Origin of the sequence: Pedobacter planticolens, assembly GCF_014172375.1 — a bacterium.
GTDB classification, from domain to species: domain Bacteria; phylum Bacteroidota; class Bacteroidia; order Sphingobacteriales; family Sphingobacteriaceae; genus Pedobacter; species Pedobacter planticolens.
The window spans coordinates 1,021,256-1,035,334 of sequence record NZ_WNXD01000002.1 but is presented as its reverse complement, the minus strand read 5'-3'; the positions used below and the strand labels follow the sequence as shown (position 1 = coordinate 1,035,334).

Below are 14,079 nucleotides of genomic sequence, written 5' to 3'. Positions count from 1 at the left end.
TACCCTATTCTACTGATTTTGATATAAAATCTTATTTTTTGCTGTTTTGCTTCTCAGCGATAGTAGATCTACTTGTTTTAATCTGCTGTGCAAATTGAGTGATTTTTGCATTTTTAGCAAGCAGTTCTGCTCTGTTCACGTCTTTAGTTGCCAGATTATATTCTTTCTTCTTAATCTTAACCAAAGCAATACCTAATACCGAATCAATGTAAGATGTATTGTTTTTAAGTTGTTGTGCTAAAATCCCCTGTTGGGTGTAAAACCATAAAGATTGGGTAAGTTTATTGGCTGCAAAATAAATTTTTCCGAGTTGGTTATACGATGCCATTTGGCCAGACTTACTGCCAATACGCGAATATGTTTTTAGCGCCGCATTTAACACAACTTGCTCTGCTTCAACATAATGCAAAAGCAATAAATGCACATTACTCATTCTTAGTAAGGAAGCACCATAACGACTAAATTTCTTGTCATTATTATACTCAAACGCGGCTTTGCCGAATAAGATTAAAGCTTCATTTAAATCACCACGGCGCTCATTACGGTCTGCATCTTCAAAAAATTCATCGGCACTCGTTTCGTCCACATTAAATACCGAAATATTAATTGCGGATACTGGCTGCGGAACGTCTTGAGGCCCTGAATTAACATTTTGTGCATTTGATATAGCAACCAAAAACAAGCAAACAAGCGTTAAACAGATTTTATTCATCCGATAAAGATATATAAATTTAGTTAAACACCTGTAAACTACCATCAAAAGATGCCCAAACCATATACGGATGCGAATCGCAATGATAAATTTCGCCTTTGGCTGAGATACCAACTACACCTGCGAATCCATCAAATGGTTTTAGTTCGGTAAATGATTTATCACATGCAGCTTGTAGCGTAAAACCATCCGTTACGCGGGTTGCAATTTTTGCGGCTAGTGCGCCACTTACAATATCTTCGCCTACGCCTGTGCAAGAAATCCCTGCAAAATCAGTCGCAAAATTACCTGCTACTGTTGCAGAATCGCTTACACGACAAGGAATTTCAAAACCTTTTCCGCCAGTTGATGTTGCTGCAGCTAAATTTCCATCAGTATCAAAAGCTACACAGCCAACCGTTCCTTTTCTTTCTTGTTGATTTAATTTTGCTTCGTATTCTAATTGCCTTTGTGCAGTTATCGGATTAAAATAGTCGAATCCATTAGCTCTGGCAAAGGCTAAAGCTCCTTCTCCACTTAATACACGATCATCATAATCAAGTAGTTTTTGTGCGACTTCAATCGGATTTTTAACATCTTCTACATTAATAACTCCGCTAAATTTTTGGGTTTTACCATCCATTAAAGATGCACTTAATCTCACTTTGCCATCACTTTGTATTTGAGAACCGATCCCCGCATTAAAAAGTTCATTATCTTCTAATAAACCCGTAGCGTACACTACGGTTTCTAATGCTGTATGCGTAGCTAAAAAATGATATGCTTTTTCTACAATTTGAGCCAAAGCATCTTGCTTCGCTTTTTTTGTTTCCTGATTGGTAGAAGATTCGCTAAAAAAACCACCATGTATGATAACTTTCATTCTTTTAGTATTTAGTATCAAGTGTCCAGATTAGTCGCATAACTTTTATATCCAAAACTGTAAACTAATGCCTGTAAACTGCTAACTATTCTGTCGGAACAACTTTAGGATGTTGAATAACCAATTGGTGATTTGTTAAATCATAGGTATCGCCATTACACATTACATGTACAATCATGTTTTTTATAGATACTGGCTGCCCCATTTCTACATCGGTTAAATTGGTGTCTGCCATATTACGACCATCAACCAAAATTACCATCCCTGAGCCAATTGCTTCCATTGTATTTCCGTGAATATATAAGCCCGTGTCTTCGCCTAAACCAATTCCTAAAATTCCAGGATTACTTGCCGCAGCATATAATAAACGCCCAATTCTACCTCTTTGCACAAAGTGAGTATCAACAATTACACCGTCAATAAATCCTAATCCGCCAGTTATTTTAACTTCGCCTTTTAGCAAAGCATCTTTACTACTTCCCTGATAAATCATGTTTTTAGAGCTCGCAGCAGCACCAGCTGAGGTGCCTGCAATTACAATTTCTGTATTCTCATACTTATCTAGCAAAATGCGATGAATTTCTGTTCCACCAAAAATAGATGATAAACGCAATTGATCTCCGCCAGTAAAAATTATTACATCCGCTTGCTTAACTCGTTCAGCATATTCAGGTCTGTTTGCCTCTTCTCTGCTTCCAATATTAAGCACACCAACATCATGCACATCTAATTGGGCAAAAGCCTTAATATATTCTTCGCCAACCCGCTCTGGAATTAGCGATGCTGTAGTCATAATTTCAAACCGCGAATCATTTCCTCTAACAGATTCCGTAGTTATTCTTTTTAAAATCCCACGCTCAAAAAAGTTCATGTTCTGTGGCAGTCCGAACTGTGTTTCGGCAAAACTTCCAGTATTTATTGCACCGCCAATTATAATTAATTTTCCTTTTGGAGCCATCTTATTGTTTAGGTTTTCGCTAAATTCCAAATATATGCCATTAGCCTAATAATTAACATTATTTTTATCAATATTATACTTTTAATTAACAATTAAACTTGTTTCAGTCTATTTTCTCAATAGACCAAAAACGATTACAAAATTTAATGATAGATTGACGGGTAAATTGGAAAAAATTTTATACTTTAATTTTTTCTTTGAAATTATACGCTCAATTCAGCAATAACGCTCCTTTTTACCACCATTAAAATAACAACAATGAAGATATTAGGCATACAGGTATTACGAGGACCAAATATTTGGTCTGTTAATCGAAAAAAATTAATCCAAATGCGTTTAGATTTGGAGGAATTAGAGCAACGCCCAACCAATACAATAGACGGATTTAGAGAAAGAATAGAAAAATTAATTCCCAGCCTACAATCTCATCGTTGCTCTAAAGCCGCACCTGGCGGATTTCTATTACGCGTGGAAGAAGGCACATGGATGGGACATGTAATAGAACACATCGCACTCGAAATACAAACTTTGGCCGGAATGGACACTGGCTTTGGCCGGACTCGTCAAACCAAAACTGATGGTATTTACAATGTTGTTTTTAGTTATTTAGAAGAAAAAGCTGGCGTTTATGCAGCAGAATCTGCCGTTCGCATAGCGGAAGCCTTGATTGATAACAAAGAGTATGATTTGGAGCATGATATTCAGCGCATGCGTGAATTGCGAGAATCAGAACGTTTAGGTCCAAGTACAGGTTCTATTGTTGATGAAGCTATTGCAAGAGATATTCCGTGGATTAGATTGAATAAAAGTTCATTAGTGCAATTGGGTTATGGCAAAAATCAAGTTCGTTTTAGGGCAACAATGACCGAAAGGACAAGCAGTATTGCTGTTGATATTGCTGGTAATAAAGACGAGACTAAACGTTTATTAAGTGATGCCGCAATTCCGGTTGCAAAAGGCGTAACCGCTTCTACTTTAGAGGATGTGTACGATGCCATAAAAAGAGTTGGTTTCCCCTTGGTTTTTAAACCTTTAGATGGAAATCATGGCAAGGGCGCAACTATCAATGTAAAAAATGAAGAAGAGGCAATTGCTGCTTTTCATTATGCGAAAGAATATTCGCGACGAATTATTGTAGAAAGTTTTATTACCGGACATGATTTTAGAGTTTTGGTGATAGATCATAAAATGGTTGCGGCAGCTTTACGTGTGCCTGCGCATGTAAAAGGTGATGGAAAATTCACAATTCAACAGTTAATTGATAAAGAAAACGAAGATCCACGTCGTGGTTATGGACATGAAAATGTGCTAACCGAAATAACAGTAGATCGCGATACATTAGATCTTTTAGAAAAGAAAGAATACACCTTAGAAACAGTTGCTCCAAAAGGAGAAATTGTATACTTAAAATCTACAGCTAATTTAAGTACTGGCGGCACTTCTATTGATGTTACCGATCAAGTCCATCCTCAAAATGTTTTTAATTGCGAACGTATTTCCAGAATTGTTGGTTTAGATATCTGTGGTATCGACATTATGGCTAAGAATTTAACTGAGCCATTAACTGAAAATGGCGGCGTTGTTTTAGAGGTAAATGCAGCTCCAGGTTTTAGAATGCACTTAGCACCAAGCGAAGGTTTACCTCGTAATGTTGCAGCTCCAGTTATCGACATGTTGTATCCGCCAGGAAAATCTGCCCGAATTCCAATTATTGCCGTAACTGGAACAAATGGAAAAACTACTACTACGCGTTTAATTGCACACATTGTAAAAAATAATGGTAGCAGAGTTGGTTTTACAACTTCTGATGGGATTTATGTACAAAACACCTTATTGATGAAAGGTGATACCACTGGTCCGTTTAGTGCAGAATTTATTTTAAAAGATCCTACGGTAGAAGTTGCGGTGTTAGAAACTGCCAGAGGTGGAATATTGCGTGCTGGTTTAGGCTTTAACAAATGTGATATTGGTGTGGTTACGAATATTCAGGAAGACCATTTAGGCATTTCGGATATTAATACATTGGATGATCTAACGCGAGTAAAAGCGGTAATTATTGGTGCTGTAAAAAGAAGTGGATGGGGCGTTTTAAATGCTGATAATGCGTACTGCTTAAAGATTGCCGCTAGTGCAGATTGCAATATTGCTTATTTTAGTATGGATGAAAAAAATCCAGTAATAAAAGAACATTGCAAAAAAGGAGGAATTGCAGCAATTTACGAAAACGGCTATGTAACTATTAAAAAAGGTGATTGGAAAATTCGTGTAGAAAAAGCTACGCACATTCCATTAACGTTTAATGCTTCTGTTGATTTTATGATACAGAACGTTTTGGCGGCCACACTTACTACTTTTTTATGGGGTTATAAAACCGAAGACATTAGAACATCTTTAGAAACTTTTATTCCTTCGGCGGCACATACACCAGGAAGGATGAATATTTTTAAATTTAAAGACTTTAAAGTTTTGGTAGATTTTGCACATAATCCTGATGGTTTTAATGGAATTAAGGATTACTTACAAACTGTTGAGGCTACCGAACACGTGGGTGTAATATCTGGCACAGGAGATAGGAGAGATGAGGATATTATCGAAACAGCTCGTATTGCAGCTAAAATGTTCGATAGAGTTGTGATTTGTCAGGAGAAATATCTGCGAGGACGCAAACAACAAGAATTAATTGATTTGTTATTAGTTGGGCTGAAGGAAATTAAACCAAATATGCCAATTGAAATTAATAACGATGGCGAAGATTGTATGAAAAACCTAATTTCTACTGCTAAATCTGGTTCTTTTATTACCATTTTAAGTGATACAATTAATGATGCGATTCACAAAGCAACATATTATTTAGATAAAGAATTGGATAAAAAATAGAGCAATTGAATTGCCTAAAAAACACAAATCCTCCCGATTAAAGTCAGGAGGATTTTTTGTTTAACCGAGAGAGTTTTTAAATTACTGTTGGGAGTCTCTCAGTCTTTTAATTTCATCATGCGAAGCTCTTAATTCAGCTTTCTGTTCCGTAATCATACTTCTTAAATTTGCCGATAATCCCTGTGTTTCTAAAACCATTTTATATGCTCTTTGTGCAGCATCTTCGCCAGATTCACAATTACTTAAAACAGCTTTTCGGTCGATACCTGTAAACATTGCTTTCACATCCATCCATGCCCTATATATTTTGCCAGAATTGGTAGTTCCTTCTTCAATATCTTCGCCTAAAGTCTGCACTTCTGTTGCCAAAGCCATTTTATGTCTGTGACTTTCACGTATCATCTTCACAAAAAGTGTTTTCAAATCAGAATCCTCTACACTTAATTCTTCAATCGCCTTTTCATAACCAGCAACTCTGTCATTATTGATTAGGATGAGATCGTTTAAAACTTCTGCATTTACTGTTCTAGTTTCCATATCATATAGTTTTGATGTAGTTTAAAAACAGCTATAAAAATGAAAAGTTTAAAAAAGTTTAGCGCATTTAGGAATACAATAAGCTTTGATATATTTGAGCCATAAACAATACACCATGTATCCAAATTTTATCCAACATCTTAAAAAACATATTTCTTTAACGGATGATGATATCCAAGTTTTATCAACATATGTGAAAATAAAATCTATTAAGAAAAAGGAATTTTTGTTAGAAGAAGGACAAATTTGTAAAGGCAATTATTTTGTGGAAGCTGGTCTTTTACGAATGTTTTACATCAATGGTAAAGGGACTGAACAAATTACTCAGTTTGCTTTAGAAAATTGGTGGTTATCGGATTACATGAGCTCGATGATGCAATCTCCCTCAAAATTTTATTTACAAGCGGTAGAAGATGCTGAAGTTGTAGTTGTTGATCATCAAAAACAAGAAGAATTATTTAAGAAAGTACCACAACTTGAACGATATTTTAGAATTATGATGCAAAGAGCGTATGCGGCTTCACAAATGAGAGTTAAATATTTTCATGATTATTCTAAAGAAGAAAATTATAGACAATTCGTATTGTTATTCCCGCAATTTGTTCAACGCATTCCGCAATATATGTTGGCCTCTTATTTGGGAATTACCCCCGAATATTTGAGTGAACTACGAAAAAAACATCCAATAACTTAATTTCTTAAACCAGCTTAAGTTTTTTAAGTAGGGTTCGTTTTACCTTTGAAGTATCAAATTAAAACACAATAAAAATGGAAAAAAGAATTAATGTTGGTCAACTTGAACCAGCAGCTTATAAAGCCTTAATGGGTTTAGAAAGTTATTTAGCAACCACAACAATTAACAAAACTCATAAAGAACTGATTAAAATTAGAGCTTCTCAAATTAATGGTTGCGCTTTTTGTATCAATATGCATACTACTGATGCAAGAAAAAATGGAGAAACCGAGCAACGTATTTATTTATTGAATGCTTGGAGAGAAGTGCATGATTTATACACAGAAGAAGAAAGAGCGATTTTGGCATTAACCGAAGAAATGACTCTAATTGCAAATGGCGGTGTATCAGATGAAACTTATCAGAAAGTAAAAAGCCTTTTCGACGAAAATCAGTTGGCTCAAATCATGATTGCAATAATAACAATTAATGCATGGAATAGAATGGCGATTGCTACTCATTTGCAACCAGCTTAAAACTCTATATTTTAGATAAAGGCAAATACCCTAAAAAGATCTCATCTTCAGACAAATCGATGTTTGAAGTAAACTTTAAAGCGTATTTGCTTTTTGTTTCTGATGATAAAATATCCTGGATTTCAAAAATGTCATCTACATCAACTCCAAATTTATCATCTATATGAGAAGTAGCGCCTTCAAAAGCTGTGTGTTTATAAAAAGCTGTTTCTTTGGCTTGCTTAATCGCTAAAGCTTTTTGGTCAGATACTACTAGCATTTTATAATGCAATTCGTCAAATTCATCTTTTTTGTAGCCGCCTAAATTTAAAAAGAATAAACTATTCAAATCACTTTTCACTTCTTCATTTTTAGCGACAACTTCTACTTTATAGCCATCCACTTTGTTTACAATTCGCCAAGCATCTACATGAATTTTGCCCTTCGCCTCTGGCCAAAAAGCATTCATTTCCGGCATCAATTCTTTTAATGAAGTACCTATTCCGAAAAAAATATCATGTTGCTCGGTATGTCTTCCCTCTGGGCGACAACCTAATAAAATCATAAATAACTGTGGTGCTTGCATTGGTATTAAAGATTATGATTTTAACTCCTCAATTAATTCTATGCATCTTTTTTCTATCAATGCGCAAACAGATTCAAATAACGAACTGTCTTGATAAGGGTCGGTAACATCAGATCCATCTGCCAAAAACAATTTTACTTTTTTCTTCTGATCTTCATTTTGAGCCAAATTTAAAACATCTCTCAAATTGTATTTATCCATTACCAAAATATGGTCAAACTGGTCAAATAAATCGGCTGTAAAATGTCTTCCTCTTTGAGCAGAAATATCATAACCAAAGGTTTTAGCCATAAGAATGCTTCTTCTATCCGGCGCTTGACCAACATGCCAATTTCCAGTTCCAGCAGAGGCGATTTCCCAATCTAAATGTTGTTCGTTAACTAAATGACGCATAATTCCTTCCGCCATAGGCGAGCGACAAATATTACCCAAACAAACCATTAAAATTTTCAAATTATTTGGGTTTTACCGCAAGATATGTGGTTGTTAAAGAATAAGTTGCTCCATTATACGTAATGGATGATACTCGAATCAAGGTGTTTTCTTTAAGCGTTAAAGGTTCGCCTGAACCATTTCCATAATCCAAAGTAATTTGATCGCCTTCCTTTTTCCATTTTTGTGAATTAGAATTTGCGACCATATCGCAAAGCGCTCCATTAGAGCTAACTGAAAATATGCCACTTTCATTAAATGAAATGGTGAAATTTTTAGAGCATCCATCTGGATTTTGCAAACTCAAATAGTTGGTGGAAGTCTTTCCATTCATAGTTATTGCAGGGGTTACAACTTGCGTTTTCAAAACCCAATTGTACTTTGTAATGTCTTCTACATTTTCCTTTTTACAAGAAAATAATACGCAAACACAAACAAATAAAATCAGCTTTTTCATCATAAATAAATTTAAGAATTCTTATTTATAAATATCGTTCAAAACCTTTGCCAAACGAACACCACCTTTAAGCAATTGCTCATTTACAGTGTCAATCCAATCAAAATTATACTTGTAACTTAATTTATCGTCATTTTTAATACCTGTAGCATAAATTTTATTACAGATTTGATACGATTCAAATACACAATCTTTCAAACTTGCTTGTTGCCAATTAATAACTTGTTGTTTTGTTGGGTGATTAATCGCTTTAGTGTATTCTGTAAAGCTCAACTGCTGAAAATTTACCAAACCTTCATCCCAAACTCTGTGTAAATTAGATTTTTCTCCAAACCACGTCAATAGAATTTTATTGCCACCTAAATCGTCTTTTCTAGCTGTATGCATAGGCTGATGCAAATCTCCCATCAAATGAATAACTAATCTTAATGCTAATTTCTTTTGATCTGCTGTACTTTTTACATTTTTAAGCACTGCAATCATTTCGTTAAGTTTGTTATAAATATTAGGCGCTGGTTGTTTTTCTAAAAAGCTATATACATCACTCTTTGATAAATCTGCAGGAAGATTTACATAATGCCAATTACTCAAATAATTATAGGTCGTGTCAGACTTTATAAAATCTGCCCAATTAGCGGCCATTGCCATGCTCTCTGTACCTAAAATTTGTTTTATGGCCAAACGGGTTTTTGCTTGCAAATATTGATCAGCAACTTCACCAACAATCCTATGCCCTAAAACACCCCAAGCACCCGCTGTAAACGGCACATAAATCAAGGTAAACACAATAACGATTTTCTTAAAAACGGATAATTTCTTCATTTTATAATTCTTTAGGCACACAGGTTATTTTTTCTTTTAAAACAAGTGTGCATTCTCTTTGGTCGTTTAAATTCTCTAGCACTAAACTAGTCGAACTTGATGATTTAATTTTGAAATTGCTTATATATTGTCCATTTCGGTAACATCCAGAAGCTTTTTGTTTATAATTTGCTTTTGTAAATGTGCCGGTTAACATTAGTGTATCGCCTTTAACAGCATACGTTCCTTTTGCGTATTCTTTCCAAATGCCTTTATTAAAACATGAATCGGAATAGTAATTCACTTTAGAATGGGTAGTTAAATCTACATAAAATGAATCACAACTTATTTTGAAACGATGCTGAGTGTAGTTTAGCAACTTAACCGAATTAGCAATACTATCTTGATTCCAAACTCCTTGCAAAAATACTTCACCTTTACCTTGTACATTTGGCAATCTTGTACACGAAAAAAACGCCAAAAGACTAAAGCCAAAAAGTAAAAGGTAAATTCTGTTGTATAAAAAATGCATCATTAGTTAAAATTCTAATCTTCTTTTGGTCTTATTTAAGGCTTCCAACCATATCTTCAGGTTTTACCCATTCAGTAAATTGTTCGCTGGTCAACAAACCTAATTCAACTGCAGCTTCACGTAAAGTTTTGTTTTCTTTATGTGCTTTCTTAGCAATTTTAGCTGCATTTTCATATCCAATATGTGGATTTAAAGCTGTAACCAACATCAAAGAATTTTCCATGTGTTGTTGAATTACAGGTCTGTTTGGTTCAATACCTGCTGCGCATTTATCGTTAAACGAAACACAAGCATCCCCAATTAAGCGACCACTTTGTAATACGTTTGCTGCAATAACTGGTTTAAAAACATTCAATTCAAAATGACCATTACTACCACCAATACCAACAGTTACGTCATTACCCATAACTTGAGCACAAACCATTGTTAACGCTTCTGGTTGTGTTGGGTTTACTTTTCCTGGCATAATAGAGGAACCCGGTTCGTTATCAGGAATGATAATTTCTCCAATTCCACAACGTGGACCAGAACTTAATATTCTGATATCGTTAGCTATTTTCATTAAAGAAACTGCAACACGTTTATAAGCACCAGATAACTCAACCATTGCATCATGTGCAGCTAAAGCCTCAAATTTATTTGGAGCAGTTACAAAAGCTAGACCTGTTAATTCGGCAATTTTTTTAGCAACCAAAACATCATATCCATTTGGTGTGTTTAAGCCTGTGCCCACTGCCGTACCACCCAAAGCCAACTCGCTAATCATTACTAAAGCATTTTTTATTGCTCTAATGCCATTGTCTATTTGTTGCACATAGCCCGAAAATTCTTGTCCTAAAGTTAAAGGCGTAGCATCCATAAAGTGAGTACGACCTGTTTTAACAATATCATTCCAAGATGATGCTTTTTTATCTAACGTATTTCTCAATTTTTCCAATCCTGGGATGGTAATTTCTACTGCTTGCTTATAGGCAGCAATGTGCATCGCAGTTGGATAAGTATCGTTACTTGATTGCGATTTATTCACGTCATCATTTGGGTGAAGCACTTTTTTATCATCAGCTAAACTTCCTCCATTTAATACATGAGCACGATTTGCAATAACCTCATTGGCGTTCATATTACTTTGCGTACCAGAACCAGTTTGCCAAATTACCAATGGAAATTCTGCATCCAATTTACCTGCAATAACTTCATCACAAGCATTTGCAATTAATGTTGCCTTTTCTTTAGACAAAACTCCTAATTCAGTATTTGCCAAAGCTGCTGCTTTCTTTAAGTAACCAAAAGCATGTATAATTTCCTTTGGCATACTTGCCTCTGGTCCAATTTTAAAATTATTACGCGAACGTTCTGTTTGTGCGCCCCAATATTTATCAGCGGGCACCTGTACCTCGCCCATGGTATCGTGTTCTATTCTGAAACTCATGATGTTGCTATTTTTTTGGCAAATTTAACCTTTTTGCCCCTTAAAGGAAATTTATTTAGAAACGTTACACAAATTAGAAAAACAGTGAATTAGTTCTTCGGCAACTTCAGTCCCGCTGTACGCTACAATTTTTTTGTTGGCCAACCACAAGCCTTAATACCAAAAAGTATTTTCGCTGCCATCAGGTTTAATTTACGACGGAATTGATTATCGGTAAAACGAATACTGCACAAAACAATACCTCTACTATTTCAAACACTGTCGTTACTGTTTTATGATTTTAGTTTCGCTATTATTGCTACAAGTTTGATGAAAATTAAACTTAATAATATGAAAAAGATCATCTTCACATTTCTCAGCTTCATTATTGCATTTTCTACAGTAAATGCACAAAAAGGCATCAACTTTAATCGCATATATGGTGCAGGAGGGCAAATGCAAATGTGCGTTGACAGTTTAGCCAAAAACATTCATGGTACGGTATTTCCGAATTTACCTAATACAACCTTCAATTTCTTACCCGAAGTAAAGAATGTAAGTATCTCGATTAATTTTAGAAAGAATATTAATATACAGCACTACAGGTACACCATTTTGGTGGATGACACAACAATTGTGCTAAACAAGTCGATCGACTTAACAAAACTAAAAGATACTCATGCCGGGGGCGATGAAGAACTATTCAGTTCTACAACTTTTGGCACATTCGCTATAAAAGATAAAATCATTACAATAATAACGTATGACATTAAAAAGCCTCAAGATGTTTACAAAACTATTTTTTACGGGAAACCCATTCCAAGAGCTAAAATCCAGGCTTTTTCAAAGCGCTTCAAAACTGACCTAGGTGTGGATTACAGCTGGATCAAGGATCCAAAAGAAAAAACTAACCTTATTCTCACGGAAAAAGACGATGAACTTACCCTTGTAAAAGACTTATCTGATATTGATTATCTTTACAACACTACCATAAAAGATAAGAAAACGAATAAAATAATCTTAAAATCAACTGCATGGGAATATGGCAACATCATAAGTGAAGATCATAAGGCTGTACCTTATATAAAAATCGACAAAAATATTTTTAAAAAGTCTGGTGATTATGAAATTATTATTCAGCCATCCATTAACTGGACTAATTGCAGTGATTGCGATATTTCGCCAAAAGAAATAGAGAAATATATAACCAGATATACGCTTTCTATAACTTTAGAAGAAGAAGCCTACACCAAAAAGGAACTTTTAATCTATACGCTTATTGTAGCATTTTCTATTGGATTAGTTTTTCTTGTAATCCTCTACTTCAACAAAAAAAGAAATAAACAAAAACTGGCAGAAAAAGAGCAACAAAAAAATACTGCTAGACTTCAACTTAACTCTGTTCGTTCACAATTAAATCCACATTTTCTATTTAATGCACTTTCTGGCATTCAAAACTTGATGAACAAAAACGAAACAGACAATGCCAATAAATACCTTTCTAAATTTGCTAGATTAACTCGTAACGTACTCGACGATAAAGAACTGATTAGTTTATCACAAGAAAAAACTTTATTAGACGATTACCTACAGATGGAACAATTGCGGTTCGGTTTTACCTATGAAATTCATAGCTCTGAGAACTTAGATTTAGATAACATAGAAATACCAAGTATGTTGTTACAACCTTTTGTAGAAAATGCAGTAAAGCACGGTATATCTAAAAAAGCCACCTATGGAAAAATTATGATCGCATTTATTAAGCAAGCAAATGATTTGGTCTTAATTGTTACCGATAATGGAAATGGCTTTGACACAAAGAAAAAAAGCAATGGTTTGGGACTTCCATTAAGTGACAGCAGAATAGAACTCTTAAATAGTATTTATAAAGAAAATCGCTTTACTTTAGACATACAATCGACCAATAACGAAACTAAAATAAGCTTAACACTAACCGATTGGTTATAATATAATGAGGGCAATTTTAATAGATGACGAAATTTCCAACTTAGAAAACCTACGGACTTTGCTAGAAAAGCACTGTCCGCAGGTAAGTATAATGGCAATAGCGCAAAATGTAAGTGATGCTGTTAATGCTATTGAAAAATATTCGCCTCATTTAGTGTTTCTAGACATTCAAATGGGCGAGCAAACAGGTTTTGATGTACTAAAACTACTTCCAACACGTAATTTCGAAGTTATTTTTGTTACCGCTTATGACCAATATGGCATACAAGCCGTAAAATTTGCCGCCTTAGATTATCTTTTAAAACCTATTGATATTGAAGAATTAATAAATGCAGTAAATAAAGCCGAACATAAATTGGCAACACAAATACAAACTTCACAGCTCGACTTCTTACTGCAACAACTTAAAAAACCAGAAACGAACGTGAGCACAATTGCCTTGCAGATGCAAAGCGAAATAAGGTATGTTAATTTATCAGAAATTATACGTTGCGAAGCAGATAATACTTACACTTATTTCTTTTTGGCGAATTGCGAAAGAATATTGGTTTCTAAATCGCTTAAAGAATATGCAGATCTATTGCGTCCAAATGGATTTTTAAGAACTCACCAAAGCCATTTAGTAAATCCAAAATATGTAAAGAGCTGGCTAAAAGAAGACGGTGGAATTTTACTACTTAACACCGGCGAAAAAATTCCAGTCTCCAAACCTAATAAGGAAACCGTTAAACAAGCATTGCAACAGCTTTAGTTTAAAAATT

15 protein-coding genes are annotated in these 14,079 nt (G+C 34.7%); 5 read left to right on the top strand and 10 right to left on the bottom strand.

The features are described from left to right. Positions 1-31: 31 nt before the first annotated feature. From GM921_RS13280 to GM921_RS13270, 3 genes are all read right to left on the bottom strand, one after another. A complete protein-coding gene (locus GM921_RS13280; RefSeq protein ID WP_182923119.1) occupies positions 32-712 on the bottom strand; it encodes a hypothetical protein in 681 nt (226 codons plus the stop codon). Between the two features lie 19 nt (positions 713-731). Further along, positions 732-1,574 (bottom strand): isoaspartyl peptidase/L-asparaginase, encoded by an 843-nt coding sequence (locus tag GM921_RS13275; protein WP_182923118.1) that lies wholly within the window; start codon positions 1,572-1,574, stop codon positions 732-734. 85 nt (positions 1,575-1,659) lie between these two features. After that, positions 1,660-2,532 carry a cyanophycinase gene (locus GM921_RS13270; protein WP_182923117.1) on the bottom strand — a complete coding sequence of 291 codons (873 nt, stop codon included), beginning with the start codon at positions 2,530-2,532 and terminating at the stop codon, positions 1,660-1,662. Positions 2,533-2,790: 258 nt separating this feature from the next. Here GM921_RS13270 and cphA point away from each other — a divergent pair, with 258 nt between their 5' ends. Beyond that, positions 2,791-5,409 (top strand): cyanophycin synthetase, encoded by a 2,619-nt coding sequence (gene cphA, locus GM921_RS13265; RefSeq protein ID WP_182923116.1) that lies wholly within the window; start codon positions 2,791-2,793, stop codon positions 5,407-5,409. Positions 5,410-5,490: 81 nt separating this feature from the next. Here the strand turns inward: cphA and GM921_RS13260 are convergent, their stop codons facing one another. After that, the gene (locus tag GM921_RS13260) at positions 5,491-5,946 is read right to left on the bottom strand and encodes a ferritin-like domain-containing protein (protein WP_182923115.1); all 456 of its coding nucleotides are present in this window, start codon (positions 5,944-5,946) and stop codon (positions 5,491-5,493) included. Between the two features lie 115 nt (positions 5,947-6,061). Between GM921_RS13260 and GM921_RS13255 the strand changes: the two genes are divergently transcribed. Both GM921_RS13255 and GM921_RS13250 read left to right on the top strand, forming a co-directional pair. Next, the gene (locus tag GM921_RS13255; protein ID WP_182923114.1) at positions 6,062-6,640 is read left to right on the top strand and encodes a Crp/Fnr family transcriptional regulator; all 579 of its coding nucleotides are present in this window, start codon (positions 6,062-6,064) and stop codon (positions 6,638-6,640) included. A 74-nt stretch (positions 6,641-6,714) separates the two neighbouring features. Next, a complete protein-coding gene (locus GM921_RS13250) occupies positions 6,715-7,155 on the top strand; it encodes a carboxymuconolactone decarboxylase family protein (RefSeq protein WP_182923113.1) in 441 nt (146 codons plus the stop codon). 4 nt (positions 7,156-7,159) lie between these two features. Here the strand turns inward: GM921_RS13250 and GM921_RS13245 are convergent, their stop codons facing one another. The 6 genes from GM921_RS13245 to fumC are packed head-to-tail and all read right to left on the bottom strand — an operon-like array spanning position 7,160 to position 11,371. Beyond that, positions 7,160-7,720: a DUF1543 domain-containing protein gene (locus tag GM921_RS13245; protein WP_182923112.1), complete on the bottom strand. Its 561-nt coding sequence runs from the start codon at positions 7,718-7,720 to the stop codon at positions 7,160-7,162. 12 nt (positions 7,721-7,732) lie between these two features. Beyond that, positions 7,733-8,173: a low molecular weight protein-tyrosine-phosphatase gene (locus GM921_RS13240; protein WP_182923111.1), complete on the bottom strand. Its 441-nt coding sequence runs from the start codon at positions 8,171-8,173 to the stop codon at positions 7,733-7,735. A 1-nt stretch (position 8,174) separates the two neighbouring features. Then, a complete protein-coding gene (locus GM921_RS13235) occupies positions 8,175-8,609 on the bottom strand; it encodes a hypothetical protein (protein ID WP_182923110.1) in 435 nt (144 codons plus the stop codon). A 21-nt stretch (positions 8,610-8,630) separates the two neighbouring features. Next, positions 8,631-9,431, bottom strand: coding sequence for a S1/P1 nuclease (locus GM921_RS13230; RefSeq protein WP_182923109.1), 801 nt, complete (start codon positions 9,429-9,431; stop codon positions 8,631-8,633). A gap of 1 nt (position 9,432) precedes the next feature. Further along, positions 9,433-9,945, bottom strand: coding sequence for a fumarate hydratase (locus GM921_RS13225; RefSeq protein ID WP_235969835.1), 513 nt, complete (start codon positions 9,943-9,945; stop codon positions 9,433-9,435). A gap of 28 nt (positions 9,946-9,973) precedes the next feature. Then, entirely contained in the window at positions 9,974-11,371 is a 1,398-nt protein-coding gene (gene fumC / locus GM921_RS13220; protein WP_182923108.1) for a class II fumarate hydratase, read from the bottom strand. Positions 11,372-11,701: 330 nt separating this feature from the next. Between fumC and GM921_RS13215 the strand changes: the two genes are divergently transcribed. Further along, positions 11,702-13,318: a sensor histidine kinase gene (locus GM921_RS13215; RefSeq protein WP_182923107.1), complete on the top strand. Its 1,617-nt coding sequence runs from the start codon at positions 11,702-11,704 to the stop codon at positions 13,316-13,318. A 4-nt stretch (positions 13,319-13,322) separates the two neighbouring features. After that, complete coding sequence (locus GM921_RS13210; protein ID WP_182923106.1) at positions 13,323-14,069, top strand: LytR/AlgR family response regulator transcription factor; 747 nt, start codon at positions 13,323-13,325, stop codon at positions 14,067-14,069. Positions 14,070-14,079: the final 10 nt, after the last annotated feature.